At 71.6% G+C, this 16,391-nt stretch carries 14 protein-coding genes; 11 read left to right on the plus strand and 3 right to left on the minus strand.

Annotation, left to right across the window (positions count from 1 at the left end; genetic code table 11):
- The first annotated feature begins 174 nt into the window (after positions 1-174).
- The 4 genes from ABZK10_RS08115 to ABZK10_RS08130 all read left to right on the plus strand — a co-directional run bounded on the left by ABZK10_RS08115 (position 175) and on the right by ABZK10_RS08130 (position 5,010).
- Positions 175-2,040: a DUF6807 family protein gene (locus ABZK10_RS08115; protein WP_353808675.1), complete on the plus strand. Its 1,866-nt coding sequence runs from the start codon at positions 175-177 to the stop codon at positions 2,038-2,040.
- Between the two features lie 4 nt (positions 2,041-2,044).
- On the plus strand, positions 2,045-3,187 hold the full coding sequence (locus ABZK10_RS08120) for a Gfo/Idh/MocA family oxidoreductase (RefSeq protein WP_353808676.1): 1,143 nt from the start codon (positions 2,045-2,047) through the stop codon (positions 3,185-3,187).
- A 69-nt stretch (positions 3,188-3,256) separates the two neighbouring features.
- Positions 3,257-3,766, plus strand: coding sequence for a MarR family winged helix-turn-helix transcriptional regulator (locus ABZK10_RS08125; RefSeq protein WP_353808677.1), 510 nt, complete (start codon positions 3,257-3,259; stop codon positions 3,764-3,766).
- On the plus strand, positions 3,763-5,010 hold the full coding sequence (locus ABZK10_RS08130; protein WP_353808678.1) for an MFS transporter: 1,248 nt from the start codon (positions 3,763-3,765) through the stop codon (positions 5,008-5,010). The genes ABZK10_RS08125 and ABZK10_RS08130 overlap by 4 nt, the downstream gene beginning before the upstream one ends.
- Positions 5,011-5,035: 25 nt before the next feature.
- Here the strand turns inward: ABZK10_RS08130 and ABZK10_RS08135 are convergent, their stop codons facing one another.
- Positions 5,036-6,073 (minus strand): LacI family DNA-binding transcriptional regulator, encoded by a 1,038-nt coding sequence (locus tag ABZK10_RS08135; RefSeq protein ID WP_353808679.1) that lies wholly within the window; start codon positions 6,071-6,073, stop codon positions 5,036-5,038.
- 182 nt (positions 6,074-6,255) lie between these two features.
- Between ABZK10_RS08135 and ABZK10_RS08140 the strand changes: the two genes are divergently transcribed.
- The 6 genes from ABZK10_RS08140 to ABZK10_RS08165 all read left to right on the plus strand — a co-directional run bounded on the left by ABZK10_RS08140 (position 6,256) and on the right by ABZK10_RS08165 (position 13,215).
- Positions 6,256-7,614, plus strand: coding sequence for an ABC transporter substrate-binding protein (locus tag ABZK10_RS08140; protein WP_353808680.1), 1,359 nt, complete (start codon positions 6,256-6,258; stop codon positions 7,612-7,614).
- Positions 7,615-7,706: 92 nt separating this feature from the next.
- Positions 7,707-8,675, plus strand: a complete 969-nt coding sequence (locus ABZK10_RS08145; protein WP_353808681.1) for a carbohydrate ABC transporter permease — start codon at positions 7,707-7,709, stop codon at positions 8,673-8,675.
- Positions 8,672-9,664, plus strand: coding sequence for a carbohydrate ABC transporter permease (locus tag ABZK10_RS08150; protein WP_353808682.1), 993 nt, complete (start codon positions 8,672-8,674; stop codon positions 9,662-9,664). Before ABZK10_RS08145 ends, ABZK10_RS08150 begins: the two co-directional genes overlap by 4 nt.
- Before the next feature lie 286 nt (positions 9,665-9,950).
- Positions 9,951-10,232 carry a hypothetical protein gene (locus ABZK10_RS08155; protein WP_353808684.1) on the plus strand — a complete coding sequence of 94 codons (282 nt, stop codon included), beginning with the start codon at positions 9,951-9,953 and terminating at the stop codon, positions 10,230-10,232.
- Between the two features lie 155 nt (positions 10,233-10,387).
- A complete protein-coding gene (locus ABZK10_RS08160) occupies positions 10,388-12,307 on the plus strand; it encodes an ABC transporter ATP-binding protein (protein WP_436408499.1) in 1,920 nt (639 codons plus the stop codon).
- Positions 12,308-12,408: 101 nt separating this feature from the next.
- Entirely contained in the window at positions 12,409-13,215 is an 807-nt protein-coding gene (locus ABZK10_RS08165; RefSeq protein WP_353808685.1) for an aquaporin, read from the plus strand.
- 28 nt (positions 13,216-13,243) lie between these two features.
- On the opposite strand, the gene ABZK10_RS08170 is transcribed toward ABZK10_RS08165, so the two are convergent.
- A complete protein-coding gene (locus tag ABZK10_RS08170; RefSeq protein ID WP_353808686.1) occupies positions 13,244-13,996 on the minus strand; it encodes a DUF305 domain-containing protein in 753 nt (250 codons plus the stop codon).
- Positions 13,996-14,664: a thioredoxin-like domain-containing protein gene (locus ABZK10_RS08175; protein WP_353808687.1), complete on the minus strand. Its 669-nt coding sequence runs from the start codon at positions 14,662-14,664 to the stop codon at positions 13,996-13,998. The genes ABZK10_RS08170 and ABZK10_RS08175 overlap by 1 nt, the downstream gene beginning before the upstream one ends.
- Before the next feature lie 272 nt (positions 14,665-14,936).
- Here ABZK10_RS08175 and ABZK10_RS08180 point away from each other — a divergent pair, with 272 nt between their 5' ends.
- Positions 14,937-16,301 carry a cystathionine beta-synthase gene (locus tag ABZK10_RS08180; RefSeq protein WP_353808688.1) on the plus strand — a complete coding sequence of 455 codons (1,365 nt, stop codon included), beginning with the start codon at positions 14,937-14,939 and terminating at the stop codon, positions 16,299-16,301.
- The last annotated feature ends 90 nt before the right edge of the window (positions 16,302-16,391 follow it).

Consider the following 16,391-nt stretch of genomic DNA (forward strand, 5'->3'; position numbering starts at 1 on the left):
TCCCACTGACGACGGTTCCTCCCGGGCCGTCTCGGAGCGGCTGCCGCGATGCCTGACGCGGCAGCCGCTCGCCTTCCTCGGCGGAAATCGCTTTCACCTGCGATTTCGCGCCCAGAGGCGCCGCTCGGCGCTAGAATCCGGTAAACGATTTCTGATCCCCAGCGGAGGAAACCCGTGACGCACACCTCGCCCCGACCGGTCACGATCGCGCAGGTGGCCGCCTTCGCGGGCGTGTCCCAAGCATCGGTCTCGCGAGTGCTCAACCGCAACCAGACCGTCGACCCCGCCATCGCCGCGAAGGTGCGCGACGCGGTCGAGAAGCTCAACTACTCGCCCAGCCCCGCGGCACGCAACCTCGTGCGCGGACGCAGCAACACCATCGCCCTGGTCGTGCCCGACCTCGAGAACCCGATGTTCCAGGGCGTGCTCAAGGGGCTCAGTCGCGCGGCCTACGCCGACGGCTACCGCGTCCTCGTCGCCGACACCGCAGAACGGGTGGGCGACGAGGAGGAGGTCGTGCTGGAGGCCCGGTCGCGCTGCGACGCGCTCGTGCTCGTCGCCCCGCGCATGTCGGACGAGCGGCTCGAGACGCTGGTCGGCCGCGTCGGCCCCGTGGTGGTCGTGAACCGCCCGGTCGCCGGGGACCCCGCGGCGGAGCTCTCGGTCGACTACGAGAGCGGCATCCGCGCCCTGGGGGAGCACCTCATCTCGCTGGGGCACGTGCGCATCGCCTACCTCTCCGGCCCGCCCCAGTCGTACGCCGACGTGCTCCGCCGCCGCGGGCTCGCCGAGCTGGTCGCCAGGCACCCGGGCTTCGAGGTCATCGACGTCGCCGCCGGCTCGCAGGTCGAGGACGGATACCGGGCGGCCGACGCCGTGCTCGCGTCCGGCGCGACCGGCGCGATCGCGTTCAACGACCTCGCGGCGCTCGGCCTGCTCGCCCGCCTTCGCGAGGTCGGCGTCGACGTCCCCGGCGAGATCTCGGTCGCCGGCATCGACGACATCCCACTCTCGCGCTTCTCCGCACCGTCGCTCACGACCATGTCGGTGCCCCGCGTCGAGATCGGCGAACAGGCCTGGCAACGGCTCAAGGGCGCGATCGCGGGCGCCGTGGCGACGCATCCGCTCTCCTATCGTCCCATCCTCGAGGTGCGCGGCAGCACCGGGCCCGCCCCCGAGGCGACCGGCTGGCTGAGCCCCGGCCGACCGCTGCTGCGCATCGGCGACGGCGTGGTCGCGCGATACGAGGAGGGCACGACGATCGACTCCGTGCTCTCGCCACGCCCGTTCCTGCACCCGGTCGAGACGCTCGGCGGCGTGCGCGTCACCGACAGCCACCCGACCGACCACCTGCACCACTTCGGCATCGGGGTGGCGCTGCCCGACATCAACGGCACGTCGTACTGGGGCGGGCGCACCTACATGCCCGAGGTCGGCTCGGTCATGCTCGAGAACCAGGGACGCCAGCGGCGCGACGAACTACACGTCGACGGCGAGACGCTCACCGAGCGCCTCACCTGGATCGACGAGCGCAACGTCGCGCAGCTCAGCGAGGTGCGCACCCTCACCGGATCGCCTGTGCGCGTGGGCGAGGGAGACGCCTGGGTGCTGCGCTGGCGCACCGTGCTCACGGCGAACTTCGGCGCGCTCGACTTCGGTTCGCCCGCCACCAACGGGCGCGAGGGTGCCGGGTACGGCGGCATCTTCTGGCGCTTCCCCGAGTGGAGGGCGATCGTGGTCACCGCCGACGGCATCGGCGAGGAGCTCGGCCACGGCTCGCGCTCGCCCTGGTTCGCCGTCGTCGACCCCGAGCGGAAGGCGACCGTGCTCATGCTCCAGCCGGGAGGCGCCCCGCTGCCCTGGTTCGCCAGGGTCGCCGAGTACGTCGGCATCGGGCCGGCGCTCGCGTGGGACGAGGTGCTGCACGTGCCCGAGGGCGGCACCGTCGAGCTGGGCCTCGACGCGCTGCTGATCGACCGGGTCATCACCGACCCCGACGAGCTCGCGGGGCTCGCCGGGCGCCTCGCCGCCGATGACTGAGCGGATGCCGCCGGCCCACGCGCCGGGCGAGCCGACGCGCATCGGGGTCGCCGGCATCCACGGACACGGCGCGACCCACGTCGCCGAGGCGCTGCGGCTCGAGCGCGCCGGGCGCGCACGCCTGGTCGCGGTCGCCGACCACCGGGCGCCCGACGTCGCGGTCGGCGACGCCGCCCTCTTCGCGGACGCTGCCGCGATGATCGCCGACGCAGACCTCGACGTGGTCGTGCTGTCGACGCCCATCCACACACACGTGCCGCTCGCGCGCGCCGCGCTCGCCGGGGGCGCGCACGTGCTGCTCGAGAAGCCGCCCGCGCCGTCGCTCGTCGAGCTCGAGGAGCTCGCCGCCGCCGCCCGCGCCGCCGAACGCGCGGTGCAGGTCGGGTTCCAGAGCCTCGGCTCGGCGGGGGTCGACGCCGTTCGCGCGCTCGCCGCGGGCGGGGCAGTCGGCGAGGTGCGCGCGTACGGGGCGCTCGGCACCTGGGTGCGCGCGGTCGACTACTGGACCCGCAGCGACTGGGCGGGCCGCCGCGAACTCGACGGGGTGCCCGTCGTGGACGGCGCGGTCACGAACCCGCTCGCGCACGCGGTCGCGACGGCGCTCGCCGTGGCGGGCGCCACCGGCGCCGAGGACATCGCGTCCGTCGAGCTCGACCTGCTGCGCGCCAACGACATCGACGCCGACGACACGTCGTCGCTCGTCGTGCGGCTCGCCGACGGACGCTCGCTCGCCGGCGCGCTCGCCCTCACGGCGTCGCGGCGCAGCGAGCCCTGCGTCACCGTCGAGGGCGAGCTCGGGCGCATCGTGTTCTGGTACACGCTCGACGTGGTGCAGGTCGTGCGCCCGGGCGAGCCGTTCCCGGAGACCACGCGGCACGAGCGCCGATCGCTGCTCGAGAACCTGGTCGACCACGCGGTCGACGGCGCGGAGCTGCTCGTGCCGCTCGCCGCGACCGGCGCGTTCACCCGCGTGCTCGATGCCGTGCGCACCGGAGCCGACGCGCGACCGATCGCGTCGGAGCACGTCGAGCGCGTGCGCGACGGCGACGGCGAGCACCTCGTCGTGCGCGGCCTCGAGCACTGGGCCGCCAGGGTCGTGGCCGAGCAGTCGACGTTCAGCGGGGTCGGGGCGCCGTTCGCGGGCTGACCGTCGGAGTCCGGCGGCCGTAGGCATCCGGATTACATAGATAGCCGCGCTATGTTGTAGCCTCGTGGCATGCAGGTACCCCAGCAGACCCCGCGCGAGGTCGAGATCGCGCAGGTCCTCGTCGAGGTCGTGAGCGCCGCGACCCGCCTCACCCGGGTCGCCGCCAAGGCGGCCGGCGGCACCGAGTCGCCCGCCGTGTGGCGCACCCTGTCGGTGCTGCGCAGCTCCGGGCCGATGCGCCTCGGGGAGCTCGCCGAGGAGAGCCGGGTCTCCCAGCCGACCATGACCAAGCTCATCCGCAACCTCGCCGACGCCGAGTGGGTGCGGCGCATCGCCGACCGCGACGACGCGCGCGCCTGGCAGATCGCCATCACGTCGAAGGGGGAGGCGGCGCTCGAGGAGTGGCGCGAGCGCCTCGGCACCGCCATGCTCCCGCTCTTCACCGACCTCGACCGCGGGCAGGTCGACGCGCTCGCGACCGCGGCGGCCACCATCAACGCCCATGTGGCCGGGCGCATCGCGCCCCGGGCCGACGTCGACGACGAGGCATCCGCACCCGACGCGGCGGCCCGCAGGTGAGCGGGCACGGCACCGCATCCGCTGGAGCCGTGCTCCGCCAGCCGAAGGCCGTGTGGGCCGTCGCCTTCGCCTGCGTGATCGCGTTCATGGGCATCGGGCTCGTCGACCCGATCCTGCCGGCCATCGCCGACGGGCTCGACGCGACCCCGACCGAGGCCGAGCTGCTGTTCACCAGCTACCTGCTCGTGACGGGGCTCGCGATGCTCGGCACGAGCTGGATCTCCAGTCGCATCGGCGCCAAGCGCACGCTGCTCATCGGCCTCGTGCTCGTCGTGGTCTTCGCGGCCGCCGCCGGCCTCTCGCAGGACGTCGAGTCGATCATCGGGTTCCGCGCCGGCTGGGGGCTCGGCAACGCGCTCTTCATCTCGACGGCGCTCGCCACGATCGTCGGCGCCGCCTCGGGCGGCTCCGCGTCGGCCATCATCCTGTACGAGGCGGCGCTCGGCCTCGGCATCGCCATCGGGCCGCTGCTCGGCGGGCTGCTCGGCAGCGTCAGCTGGCGCGGTCCGTTCTTCGGCACGGCCGCCCTCATGGCGATCGGCGTGATCGCACTGCTGGTGTTCCTCCGCGAGGACCCGGCCGCGCCCCGCGAGCCCACCCGGCTCTCGGCGCCGATCCGCGCCCTGCGCCAGCCGGCGCTCGCCGTGCTCGCGGCCGCCGCGCTCTGCTACAACATCGGCTTCTTCGTGCTGCTGGCGTACTCGCCGTTCCCGCTGGGGTTCGGTGCGCTGGGTCTCGGCCTCACGTTCTTCGGCTGGGGACTCGGGCTCGCGCTGACCTCGGTGCTCGTCGCCCCGCTGCTGACCGCTCGCCTGCGCCGGACCACGGTGCTGCGGCTCGCGCTGCCCCTGCTCGCGCTCGACCTGGTGGCCGCCGGCGTGCTCATCGACGACCCGGCCGCGCTGGTCGCGTGCATCGTGATCGGCGGGCTCGTCCTCGGCATCGTCAACACCGTGCTGACCGAGTGCGTGATGGAGGCGACCGACCTGCCGCGTTCGGTCGCGTCGAGCGCGTACTCGGCGGTGCGCTTCCTGGGCGGGGCCGTCGCGCCGCCCGCGGCCGCGGAGCTCGCGCGCGCCTTCGCTCCCGACGTGCCCTACTACGCGGCGGCGGGCGCCGTGCTCGCCGCCGTGGTGATCGTCGTCGCCGGCGCGCGCGTGCTGCGCCGGGTGGACGGCGAGGGGCCGGCCGCGGAGTCCGCGCTCGAGGAGGCGCAGGCGATCACCGCCGGCGACGCCACCTGAACGCGCCGCACGAGGTGCGCCCGGCTCACCGCGACGGCGCGGTCGTGCTCGAACGCACCACCAGCCTGACCGGCAGGTCGATGTCGTGCGGCGCCGGCCCCGCGTCCTCCTCGCCGAGGAGCGTCATCGCCAGGCGCACCGCCAGCTCGCCCTGCGCACCCGGTCGCTGCTCGATCGTGGTCAGCCCGAACATCTCCGCGTTGTCGTGGCCGTCGATGCCGATGATCGAGAGGTCGGCGGGGATGCGCAGGCCCAGCCTGCGGGCGGCGATGTGCGTGCCGAAGGCGATCTCGTCGCACGCGGCGAACACCGCGGTCGGCCGGTGCGACGGGTCGCCGAGCAGCTGCAGCGCGGCCTCGAACCCGCCCGACATCGAGTACTCGGTGGGCACGTACGGCGCGTCCGGGATGCCCGCCGCGGCCATCGCGTCGCGGTAGCCCTCCACGCGGCTGCCCTGCACGCCCTCGCGATCGGCCTCGGCCTCCGCGCCGCCCAGCAGCACGATCTCGCGGTGCCCGAGGTGCAGTAGGTGCTGGGTCGCCAGCCGGGCCGTGGCGCGGTGGTCCACGGCCAGGCGCACCGCTGCCGAGTGCATCTGGCCGCCGATGGAGACGACCGGGCGCCCGGTGCGTGCGAGCCGGTCGGACTCCTCGAACGAGAGGTCGACGTCGACGCCGATCACGGCGTCGACGCGCCGGCGCTGCAGGTAGTAGTCGAAGATGCGCTCGCGCGCCTCCGGCGCGACCGCGAGGTTGTAGAGCACCAGGTCGTAGCCGCGGTCGAGCAGCGCGCGCTCGAGCCCCTCCAGCACCTCGCCGAAGTACCACCGGTTCACGAACCGGATGATCACCCCGATGGACTTGCTGCGGCCCGTCACGAGGCTCGCCGCATTGGGCGAGGCGATGTAGCCGATCTCCGACGCGGTGGCCAGCACGCGGTCGCGCGTCGCGGCCGAGACAGCCCCGCGGCCGCTCAACGCGCGCGAGGCCGTGGCCTTCGAGACGCCCGCGAGGCGCGCGACATCCGCGATGGACGGCACCGTCGCCTCCCTCCGTCGGGACATGCAGGGCCGAGTGTAGCCTCCGGGCCGCTCGGGCGGAACCGGTTCCAATTCTGCACCGCCGACGTGACCGATTCGTGACATACCACTCCTTGTGCCTCCATGCCGGCGGTGCATAGCGTAGGGCTGGAACCGGTTCCGCCGAAGCGGTTCCCAGGAACTCCAACTCAACGAGGAGAAGAGAGATGAGCACCATTCGGAAGCGCCGACTGCTCCTGCCGCTCGCTGCGGTGGCCACCGTCGGCTTCGCGCTCACCGCCTGTACGGGGGACATCGCCAATGAGGACGCCGGCGAGGTCGACTGCTCGGACTACGAGGAGTACGGCACCTACGACGGCGCGAGCGTCACGATCGGCGGCACCATCGTCGACATCGAGGCGGACCGGCTCGTCGAGTCGTGGTCCGACTTCTCGACCTGCACCGGCATCGAGATCGACTACCAGGGCTCGCAGGAGTTCGAGGCGCAGATCGCGGTGCTCGCCGAAGGTGGCAACGCGCCCGACATCGGGTTCGTCCCGCAGCCCGGCCTCGTGGCACGGCTCGCCGACGGCGGGTGGCTGATCCCGGCATCCGAGTCGGTCGAGGCGAACGTCGACGAGTGGTGGACCGCGGACTGGAAGGCCTACGGCACGGTCGACGACACCTTCTACGGTGCGCCGCTGATGTCGAGCATCAAGGGCTACATCTGGTACTCGCCGAGCGAGTTCGAGGACAACGGCTGGGAGATCCCGGCCACGCTCGACGAGCTGAAGGACCTGTCCGACGAGATCGCGGCCGCGGGCGACCACAAGCCGTGGTGCGTCGGTCTCGAGTCCGGCGTCGCGACCGGCTGGCCCGGCACCGACTGGATCGAGGACTACGTGCTGCGCCTGCAGGGCGCCGACTACTACGACCAGTGGGTGACGCACGAGATCCCGTTCAACGATCAGGGCATCATCGACGCGTTCGACGAGGTGGGCTACTACCTCAAGAACGAGGACATGGTCAACGGCGGCATCGGCGACGTCTCGACGCTGGTCACCGAGGCGTTCGGTACGGCCGGACTCCCGATCCTCGACGGCGAGTGCTCGCTGCACCACCAGGCCTCGTTCTACGAGACCTTCTGGAACCCGGAGGGCGGCGATGCCGCCACGGTCGCGTCCAACGGCGACGTGTTCGGCTTCCTGCTCCCGCCGGAGAACGCCGATGACCCGCAGGCCGTCACGGGCGGTGGCGAGATCGTGACCGCGTTCACCGACGCCGAGGAGGTCGAGGTGGTCCGCACCTTCCTCTCGAGCGATACCTGGGCGAACAACCGCGTCAGCCTCGGCGGCGTGATCAGCGCCAACCTCGGCGTCGACCCGCAGAACGCGTCGAGCGAGCTGCTCGTGCAGTCGATCGAGATCCTCCAGGACCCGGAGACCACGTTCCGGTTCGACGGATCCGACCTGATGCCCGGTGCCGTCGGCGCCGACTCCTTCTGGAGCGGCATCGTCGACTGGGTGACGGGCGCCGACACGCAGTCGGTCGTCGACGCGATCGAGGCGAGCTGGCCCAGCAGCTAGCGCACCCCGCCGCGAACGCGGCATGATCGGAGGGGGCGGGCTCGACCCGCCCCCTCCGCACCCCCAGCTTCAATGACGAAACGGGAGACACGGTGACGACCGAAGACCTCATCGGCAAGATCCTGCAGGTGGTGATGGGACTCGTCGTGTTCGCGGCGATCGTCGGCCTCATCATCTTCTTCATCGACAAGGCCCCGAAGAAGGGCCGCGACTACTGGCAACTCGCGGGATTCCTGGCCCCGGCCCTGATCCTGGTCGCCATCGGCCTCGTCTGGCCGGCCATCCGCACGACGTTCCTGGCGTTCCAGGACAACTCCGGCGCGTGGTCGCTCGACAACTTCATCTGGATGTTCACGCAGCCCGCAGCCATCCGCACCCTCATCAACACCGTGATCTGGGTGCTCCTCGTCCCGACCTTCGCGACCGTGGTGGGCCTCGCCTATGCGATCTTCATCGACCGGTCGCGCGGCGAGCGGTACTTCAAGGCCCTGGTGTTCATGCCGATGGCGATCTCGTTCGTCGGCGCGGGCATCATCTGGCGGTTCGTGTACGAGTACCGCTCGGGCGATCGCGAGCAGATCGGCCTGCTGAACGCCATCGTCGTGGCGTTCGGCGGTGAACCCGTGCAGTGGCTGCAGACCGACCCGATCAACACGATCCTGTTGATCGTGGTGATGATCTGGATCCAGACCGGGTTCGCGATGGTCGTGCTCAGCGCCGCGATCAAGGGCATCCCGACCGAGCAGATCGAGGCGGCGCAACTGGACGGCACCAACGCCTGGCAGCGGTTCCGCAACGTCACGGTCCCGGGCATCCGCGGTTCGATCGTGGTGGTGCTGACCACGATCTCGATCGCCACGCTGAAGGTCTTCGACATCGTGCGCACGATGACCGCCGGTAACTTCAACACCTCGGTCGTCGCGAACGAGATGTACACGCAGGCGTTCCGCGCGAGCGAGGTCGGCCGCGGCTCGGCGCTCGCACTCATCCTGTTCGTGATGGTGATGCCGATCATCATCTACAACATCAGAATCCTGCGCCAGCAGAGGGAGATCCGATGAGCACCACCGGAACGTCGGAGGTCCTGCCCCCCGACCGCGAGACCGAGCAGGACATCGAGCGGGGGCTCGAGCGCGAGGAGTCCAAGCCCGCCCGCGTGAAGAAGCGACTCACGTCGCGCACCGCGACGATCGCCGCACTGATCATCGCGGTGCTCTGGACCATCCCGACCTTCGGGCTGTTCCTGTCGTCGTTCCGGCCGGCGGAACTCATCCGCACGACCGGATGGTGGACGATCTTCCAGAACCCCGGCTTCACGCTGGACAACTACCAGGACGTGCTGCTGTCGCCGTCGCTGTCGTCGCCGCAGCTGGGCGCGTACTTCGTGAACTCGATCGCGATCGCGATCCCCGCCACGATCTTCCCGCTCGTGTTCGCATCGATGGCCGCGTACGCGTTCGCCTGGATCAAGTTCCGTGGCGTGCACGTGCTCTTCATCGTGGTGTTCGCGCTGCAGATCGTGCCGCTGCAGATGGCGCTGGTGCCGCTGCTGCAGTTCTTCTCGACGTACCTGCGCCCCATGCAGGCATGGCTGCACGACGTGGTGCCGATCATCCCCGAGCAGAACTACCTGCCCGTGTGGATCGCGCACACGATCTTCGCGCTGCCGCTCGCGATCTTCCTGCTGCACAACTTCATCGCGGAGATCCCCAGCGACGTCATCGAGGCGGCGCGCGTCGACGGAGCATCCCACGGCCAGATCTTCTTCCGGATCGTGCTGCCGCTGGCGATGCCGGCGATCGCGTCGTTCGCGATCTTCCAGTTCCTCTGGGTCTGGAACGACCTGCTCGTCGCGCTGATCTTCTCCGGCGGCACGCAGGACGTCGCGCCGCTCACCCAGCGATTGGCGGAGCTCACCGGAAGTCGTGGGCAGGACTGGCAACGATTGACGGCCGCCGCGTTCGTCTCACTGGTCGTGCCGCTGATCGTGTTCTTCAGCCTGCAACGGTACTTCGTGCGCGGGCTGCTCGCCGGATCGACGAAGGGCTGACGCCGGGCGCGGGACCGCGGGCGCGGACGCTCGGTCGCGGTGGGGAGCCGCGACCGGGCGACGCTGTGCGTCGACGGAAAATCCCCGATCATTCAAGAGTTCAACGCATCTGAAATGTTGACCTCTCCTCGGTTCCGCACTAGCGTCGAGGGCAGGGACACCTTCCAGGACTCGCCGGCATCAGGGGGCCGGCACCGGGGGAAACAGGGGCCCGGCCGACGCAGGGACGCGACGGCCGGGCCCATCCCGTGCGTCCGGGTCGTCCCGTGACAGGGGGATGGAACGCATGATCGGGAACATCGTGATCGGGGCCGCAGCCGCCGGCCTGCTCGCCGTCGGGCTCGCCGCGCCGGCGCACGCCGCGCCGCCGGACTGCAACTGGGGGCAGCTGACCAAGTACGCGATCTCCGAGGTGCCCGGCTACTCGCAGGGCGAGCACTCGTCGGCGTTCGCCGGTTCGCCGCGGGTCGGCCTGCCGAACGTGCCGAACGAACTCCTCGGCGCCGACGTGAGCGGGCGCGACAAGCTCCAGGCGACCTGCGAGTTCATCGCGGGCGAGCTGCCGTAGGCCGCCCGGCGCCCGATCGCACTGCGCGGGCCCGGCGCATCGCGCGGCGGGCCCGCTGCCGTGCGTGGCCGAGTCCTGAAACGGCGATGACCTCAGGCGGTGCGCTGGCGGCGAAATTGCATGTCTAGGTGCATGCATCGTCTAGGGTGGGGTGCATGACACTCCACGGCCAGAGCGGACCGCCCGGCGGCGGGCCCGGCGGACAGGTCGGACGCATGGGCAAGCCGCGCACGCGGATCTCCGCCGCCGACGAGGACGCCCAGCGCGCCGAGAACGCCGCCGCGCCGACGATCCCGCACCTCGGACGCCGCATCGCCGCACTGTTCCGGCCCTACCGCGCCGGCCTCGCGGTCGTCGTCGCGCTCGTGCTCGTCGGCGCCGCGCTCACCGTCGTGCCGCCGCTGCTCACCGAGCGCGCCTTCGACGACGGCCTCTTCCCGACCGGCGGCGGCGGCCCGGCCCTCGGCGTGCTCGCCGAGATCGTGGGCCTCATGATCGCCATCTTCATCGTCTCCGCCATGCTCGGCGTCTGGCAGACCTGGCTCACCGCGAACATCGGCAACAAGGTCATGGGCGACCTGCGCGTGCAGCTGTTCGAGCGCCTGCAGTCGATGGAACTCGCGTTCTTCACGCGCACGAAGACCGGCGTGATCCAGTCGCGCCTGCAGAACGACGTCGGCGGCGTGGCATCCGTGCTCACCAACACCGTCTCGAGCGTGCTCGGCAACACCGTCACGGTCATCGCCGCGTTCGTCGCCATGCTCCTGCTCAGCTGGCAGCTCACGCTGATCGCGCTCGTGCTCATGCCGTTCATGGCGCTCGCGCAGCGGCGCGTCGGCCGCGTGCGCGCGAAGATCGCCGCGAAGACGCAGGAGTCGCTGTCGGAGATGACCGCGATCACCCAGGAGACCCTGTCGGTGTCGGGCATCCTGCTGTCGAAGTCGTTCACCCGGCAGGCCGCCGAGACCGCTCGCTACTCCGAGGAGAACCGCAACCAGATCGGCCTGCAGGTGCGTCAGGTGATGTCGGGGCAGTGGTTCTTCGCGCTCGTGAACATCTTCCTGTCGTCGATCCCCGCCATCGTCTACCTCGTGTCGGGGTGGCTGATCACGGGCGGCGACGCCGACATCACGGCCGGCACCATCGTCGCGTTCACGACCGTGCAGGCGCGGCTGCTCTTCCCGATGCTCGGCATCATGCGGGTGGCGCTCGACGTGCAGACCTCATCGGCGCTGTTCGCGCGCATCTTCGAGTACCTCGACCTGCAGCCGGCGATCACGGATGCCCCGGACGCGCGCGAGGTGCCCGCCGGCGGCGCCGTGGGCAGCGTCGAGTTCGACCACGTGTCCTTCGCGTACCCGGATGCCCCGGAGAGCGCGCCGCCCACGATCGACGACGTGTCGTTCCGCATCGAGCCGGGGCAGTTCGCGGCGTTCGTCGGGCCCTCGGGGGCGGGCAAGACCACGATCTCCTACCTCGTGCCGCGCCTCTACGACGCGGCCGGAGGCGCCGTGCGCTTCGCCGGCGAGGACGTGCGCGACCTGCGCGCGGGCTCCCTGCTGTCGCACATCGGCATCGTCAGCCAGGAGACCTACCTGTTCCACGCGTCGATCGCCGACAACCTGCGGTACGCGAAGCCGGATGCGACGGACGCCGAGCTCGAGCGCGCGGCACGCGCCGCGAACATGCACGAGACGATCACGTCGTTCCCCGACGGGTACGACACGCTCGTGGGGGAGCGCGGCTATCGGCTCTCCGGCGGCGAGAAGCAGCGCATCGCGATCGCGCGCGTGCTGCTGAAGGACCCCGAGGTGCTCGTGCTCGACGAGGCCACGAGCGCGCTCGACACGATCTCGGAACGCGTCGTGCAGGACGCGCTCGACGATGCCGCCCGGGGGAGGACCACCATCGCGATCGCGCACCGGCTCTCGACGATCGTCGCCGCCGACGTGATCTTCGTGATCGTGGGCGGGCGCATCGTGGAGCGGGGCACCCACGCCGACCTGCTCGCGGCGGACGGGGTCTACGCGCGGCTGTACGCGCAGCAGGCCGAGCGCGCGCCGGTCGCCGACTGAGCCCGACACGCCCCGCCGGTCGCGGGATGATCGCGTCGGCCTCTCTGCCGGAGTAGCGTGCACCCGAGCGCGCACGCGCGCGCGAGGAGAAGGGGGACTCCATGTCAGATCCACGACCCGAGCAGCCGGTCGCGTCCACGCCGCTCGAGCACACGCCGAGCGAGGCACCCGCCGGTCCGTCGACGTTCGCGACGCTCGCCGCCGAGTTCTTCGGCACGTTCGTGCTGGTGCTCGGCCTCATCAGCGCGGCGCTGTTCGCCTCGGACTTCGGCGTCGGCGACAACGGCAGCTCGCTCGGCGTCGGCTTCGTCGGCGTGGCGTTCGCGGTCGGGCTCGCCATCATGGCGGGTGCCTACACGTTCGGCCCGATCTCGGGCGGGCACTTCAACCCCGCCGTGACGCTCGGGCTGGCGGCAGCGGGCCGCTTCCCGTGGCGCGACACCGGCGGCTACGTCGTCGCGCAGGTGCTGGGCGGCGCGGCCGCGACGAGCATCATCGCCCTCATCGGCTCGTCGCAGGGCGGCTGGTTCGAGGCAGCCCGTGAGGGCGGGTTCGCGAGCAACGGCTGGGACGCGCTCTCGCCGGGCGGGTTCGGCATCGCCGGGGCGATCGTCGTCGAGATCGTGTTCACCGCCCTGCTCGTCGCGGTCGTGATCGGGGTCACCCACCCCAGCCGCGGCAATCCCGCGTTCGCGGGGCTCGTGATCGGCCTCACGGTCACGCTCATCCACCTCGCGACCATCCCGATCGACAACACGTCGGTGAACCCGGCCCGCTCGATCGCGACCGCGATCTACGGCGGCGGCGACGCGCTCGCGATGCTCTGGGCGTTCATCGTGTTCCCGATCGTGGGCGCACTGCTCGCGGGCTTCACCTTCCGGGCGCTCTTCGACGGCACCCGGCGCTAAGACCCGGCATCGCCGCGCGGCGGACCCGTCAGACCTCGACGGGGCCGCCGCGCGCGTCGAGCAACTCCGTCATCAGCGCGATCTCGGCCGACTGGCTGTCGATGATCGCCTGCGCGAGGCTCGTGACGACCGGGTGGGTCGAGCGCGCGAGCAGCGCCTCCGACATCTCCAGCGCGCCCTCGTGATGGCGGATCATCAGGGTGAGGAACATCCGCTCGGCCTCGACGCCCTCGGCGGCGCGCAGCGCCTCGACCTGTGCGTAGGTCGCGAGCCCGGGCATCGGGTCGCCCGGGGTGTGCGCGCTCGCGTCGTGGTCGGCGTGCTCGCCCCCGGCGCCCGCGAGCGCGGGCCGGGTCATCCAGGTCATCTGCGGCTCGCTGCCGGCCTGCGGCAGCCCCCACTCCTCGAGCCAGCCGTACATCTGGCCGGCCTGCTGGGCCTGCGCGGTCGCCATGTCGTAGCCCAGGCGACGGATGTCGGGATCGTCGCTGCCGTCGCGGATGATCATCGCGAGTTCGACGCCCTGCAGGTGGTGCACCTGCATGTCGCGGGCGAACCCGGCCTCCGCGCTGACCGTCGTCGGGTCGGCCTGTCCGAGCGTCGAGAGGCGCCCGAGCGAGAACGCGACCGCCACGAGGGCGATCACCGCGAGCGCGCCGATGAGCAGGGCGCCGACGCGTCCGGCGGGTCCGCGTCGGGCGGGCGCCGGGGGCTCGCCGGGCACCGCGCCGGCGGGCGCCGGGTCGGCGTCGGGAGCCTGCCCGGCGGCATCCGCCGCCATCAGGACTCGCGACCGGGGGCGTCCACGCCGCCGGTGCAGAGCGCGCCCGGCTCGGGCACGAGGTCGCTGCGCCAGTACTCCTCGAGGTACTGCGCGATGCGCTCGTCGTCGGCGGACTCGACCTGCAGCTGCGAGTTCCAGCCGCTCAGCACGATGGGGGAGGGCAGCCCCTCGAACGGCGACAGGATGACGTAGCTCGACGGCAGCAGCGACCGGAGGGTCGCGAGCTCGTCGTCGGCCAGCGACGGGTCGTAGGTGACCCAGACCGCGCCGTGCTCCATCGAGTGCACGGCGTTCTCGCTCGGCACCTGCTCGGAGTAGACGCCGCAGTTCAGCCAGGCGGGGTTGTGCTCGCCCCCGGCGGGCGGCGTCTGCGGGTAGTCGACGACGCCGTCGACGTGCAGCGACGTGTTGTCGAAGGTCTCGACGCCGTCGACCTCGGCGCCGGAGCCCCCGACCGAGTAGTTCGCCGGCTGCGGTGCGAGCACGATCGAGGTCACGACGACGCCCGCGATCGCGAGCGCCCCCACGATCGCGGCGCCGATGCCGAGTCGCCGGTTGCGCTTCGCGCGCGCCTGCTGGCGCTTGTACTCCTCGAGCTTCTTCGCCCGCTGGGCGGCGCGCTGCTGCTTGACGGTCGGCTTCTTGCCGGGCGGGGTCGCACTCACGGGTGTGCCTCTCTCGAACCTGGGGGTTGCTCCATTCGAACGTATCGGACCGGCGGAAATCTTCCCATGGGTCGCATCCGCAGCCCATTCACAGGCCGCGGGGCCGCTCGGATGGCACGCCGGCCGCGCGTCCGGCTAGAGTGGCTTCCGTGATCTCTTCGCTGTGTTGTCGCTGACGTCGCTCATCCCGCCGACCTCGGCATGACCCGACTGCTCGCCGCATCCGGCCCGCGCATCCGCAGCGCCCGGCGAGCCGACGTGAAGGACAGCACATGAAGTACGCAGAGACCATCGTCGACCTCGTCGGCGACACCCCGCTGGTGAAGCTCCAGCACGTCACCGACGGCATCGCCGCCACGGTGCTCGTGAAGCTGGAGTACTTCAACCCCGGCGGCTCGTCGAAGGACCGCATCGCGACCCGCATCATCGACGCGGCCGAGCGCGAGGGCAAGCTCGGCCCGGGCGGCACGATCGTCGAGCCCACGTCGGGCAACACGGGCGTGGGCCTGGCCCTGGTCGCCCAGCAGCGCGGCTACCGCTGCGTCTTCGTGCTGCCCGACAAGGTCGGCGAGGACAAGCGCAACGTGCTCACGGCGTACGGCGCGGAGGTGGTCGTGACCCCGACGGCGGTCGCGCCCGACAGCCCGGAGTCGTACTACTCGGTGAGCGATCGGCTCGCCCGCGAGATCCCCGGCGCGTTCAAGCCCAACCAGTACGCCAACCCGAACGGCCCGCGCTCGCACTACGAGACCACGGGCCCCGAGATCTGGCGCGACACCGACGGCGGCATCACCCACTTCGTCGCGGGCGTCGGCACCGGCGGCACGATCACCGGCACCGGGCGCTACCTGCGCGAGGTGTCGGGCGACACGGTGCGCATCATCGGCGCGGACCCCGAGGGATCGGTCTACTCGGGCGGCACCGGCCGGCCGTACCTGGTCGAGGGCGTCGGCGAGGACTTCTGGCCCGACGCGTACGACCCGTCGGTGCCGCACGAGATCATCGCGGTCTCCGACGCCGAGGCGTTCGACATGACCCGTCGGCTCGCGCGCGAGGAGGGCATCCTCGTCGGCGGGTCGAGCGGCATGGCGGTCGTGGCGGCGCTGAAGGCCGCGGCATCCGCCCCGCCCGAGTCGGTGTTCGTCGTGCTGCTGCCCGACGGCGGCCGCGGCTACCTCGGCAAGATCTTCAACGACAAGTGGCTGCGCGCGTACGGCTTCTCGAACGCGCCCGCCGGCCACACCGTCGCCAACGTGCTCGCCGCCAAGTCGGGACACACGCCCGACCTGGTGTTCTCGGCGCCGGACGACACGATCAAGGAGGCGATCGACCGGATGAACCGGACCGGCGTCTCGCAGCTGCTCGTGCTCACCGCCGAGCCGCCGGTCGTGCTCGGCGAGGTGGCCGGGGCGATCCACGACGACGAGCTGCTGGAGCTCGTCTTCTCGGGGCGCGCGAAGCTCACCGACAAGGTGTCGAGCGTGATCGGCCCGGCCCTGCCCCTGATCGGCGTGAACGAGCCGGTCGCCACCGCGCGGCACGCCTTCGGCGAGGCCCCCGCGATGCTCGTGACCGACGGCGGGCGCGTGCTCGGCGTGATCACGCGCTCCGACCTGCTGACCTACCTCAGCGCATGACCCCCCGCGCCCTGGCGCTCACCCCGCGATGTCGACCGTTTTCAGGAACGCGGCGGCCCGGGCATCCGATCTGCGCCTGAGATTCAGCCC

It is taken from the genome of Agromyces sp. SYSU T00194 (assembly GCF_040496035.1).
Classification (GTDB): domain Bacteria; phylum Actinomycetota; class Actinomycetes; order Actinomycetales; family Microbacteriaceae; genus Agromyces; species Agromyces chitinivorans.

What these genes read in the sequence shown, in the direction of transcription:
- ABZK10_RS08155 (WP_353808684.1), top strand. Translation starts at nt 9,951, where the DNA reads ATGATCGGGAACATCGTGATCGGGGCCGCAGCCGCCGGCCTGCTCGCC.
- ABZK10_RS08150 (WP_353808682.1), top strand. Translation starts at nt 8,672, where the DNA reads ATGAGCACCACCGGAACGTCGGAGGTCCTGCCCCCCGACCGCGAGACC.
- ABZK10_RS08135 (WP_353808679.1), bottom strand. Translation starts at nt 6,073, where the DNA reads ATGTCCCGACGGAGGGAGGCGACGGTGCCGTCCATCGCGGATGTCGCG.
- ABZK10_RS08120 (WP_353808676.1), top strand. Translation starts at nt 2,045, where the DNA reads ATGCCGCCGGCCCACGCGCCGGGCGAGCCGACGCGCATCGGGGTCGCC.
- ABZK10_RS08125 (WP_353808677.1), top strand. Translation starts at nt 3,257, where the DNA reads ATGCAGGTACCCCAGCAGACCCCGCGCGAGGTCGAGATCGCGCAGGTC.
- ABZK10_RS08160 (WP_436408499.1), top strand. Translation starts at nt 10,388, where the DNA reads ATGACACTCCACGGCCAGAGCGGACCGCCCGGCGGCGGGCCCGGCGGA.
- ABZK10_RS08140 (WP_353808680.1), top strand. Translation starts at nt 6,256, where the DNA reads ATGAGCACCATTCGGAAGCGCCGACTGCTCCTGCCGCTCGCTGCGGTG.
- ABZK10_RS08165 (WP_353808685.1), top strand. Translation starts at nt 12,409, where the DNA reads ATGTCAGATCCACGACCCGAGCAGCCGGTCGCGTCCACGCCGCTCGAG.
- ABZK10_RS08180 (WP_353808688.1), top strand. Translation starts at nt 14,937, where the DNA reads ATGAAGTACGCAGAGACCATCGTCGACCTCGTCGGCGACACCCCGCTG.
- ABZK10_RS08170 (WP_353808686.1), bottom strand. Translation starts at nt 13,996, where the DNA reads ATGGCGGCGGATGCCGCCGGGCAGGCTCCCGACGCCGACCCGGCGCCC.